The sequence below is a fragment of the uncultured Leptotrichia sp. genome, from assembly GCF_938036635.1.
GTDB lineage: Bacteria > Fusobacteriota > Fusobacteriia > Fusobacteriales > Leptotrichiaceae > Leptotrichia > Leptotrichia hongkongensis.
Genome location: NZ_CALHQO010000262.1, coordinates 1 through 1,004 on the forward strand (window position 1 = coordinate 1; position 1,004 = coordinate 1,004).

1 protein-coding gene is annotated in these 1,004 nt (G+C 24.1%); it reads left to right on the top strand.

Annotated elements, in window-relative coordinates; all coding sequences use genetic code 11:
- The first annotated feature begins 503 nt into the window (after positions 1-503).
- Positions 504-902 (top strand): hypothetical protein, encoded by a 399-nt coding sequence (locus Q0370_RS05125; RefSeq protein WP_299572980.1) that lies wholly within the window; start codon positions 504-506, stop codon positions 900-902.
- Positions 903-1,004 lie beyond the last annotated feature (102 nt).

Genomic DNA, 1,004 nt, shown 5'->3' on the forward strand with positions numbered 1-1,004 from the left:
AGTCTTGTAAAAAAGGGATTTAATTACATGAATTTCTGATTTCTTTTAAATGGGAAATAGTATAAATATATGTTTGAGATTGTATGAGACAGAACTAGAAAAGAAAGGGATTATAAATTGTTATGGATATGAAAGAATTGCAAGGGAAATTGACTGAAAAGAATTTGAATATCTTTCAGCAAATAAGATACGCTTTTTTTATTTTGAAAAAACTTGTGTTTGACAGGAATGATGTATGGTGGATATTATTTTTCTTTTTTATATCCTGCGTTAAAATTACAATAGAAGTTATTATTGAAAATACTGGAATTTTATCGTTTGCAAACATACTTCAGATTTTTAAATTTTGTTATTATTTGGCGCTTTTTCTGTTTTATCAAAAAATAATTTTTAAAATAGAAGAGAAAAATTATTCAAGATTAGATAGGTCAGCCTCAAAATTTTTCCTTTTATATTTGATATATTACATAATTAGTTATATATTTCGATATTTGCCTTTTCCTTTGTTTTTTGATGAATTTAATTTAGTTTTTGGAACAGTGTCTTTGGTGGTGCTAGTAATTTTTTGGATTTACTTATTTTACTTCATACCGTTATTTTCTGCAAGACCATTTGATTTAAGAGAATCTTGGGATTATAATTTGCATTTAATTAAAGGAAATAAATTAAAAATGATATTTCCTGGTATTCTTTGCCTTGTTTTTTCTTTTTCAGCAATATTTATTTTTTTACTTCCAATAGTTTCACTTTTTGAAGAGCTAGGTATTGACTTGTTACTTTTGATTTCTAAGTTTGGTGTAATTGCTGGGGAATTTATTAATACTTTTATGGTTATATTTTTTATAATTTTGCATAGTATAATATATTTGAATGTGGAATATATGGATAGAAGGATAAAATAATAATCTGGCTTTTTGCAAATTTTAAAAAAAAGTAGAAAAAAAAGTAAAAATGATTTATAATATAGCGAAGTGGTAACTTTCGATAAGTAAAGTTATTTGAAT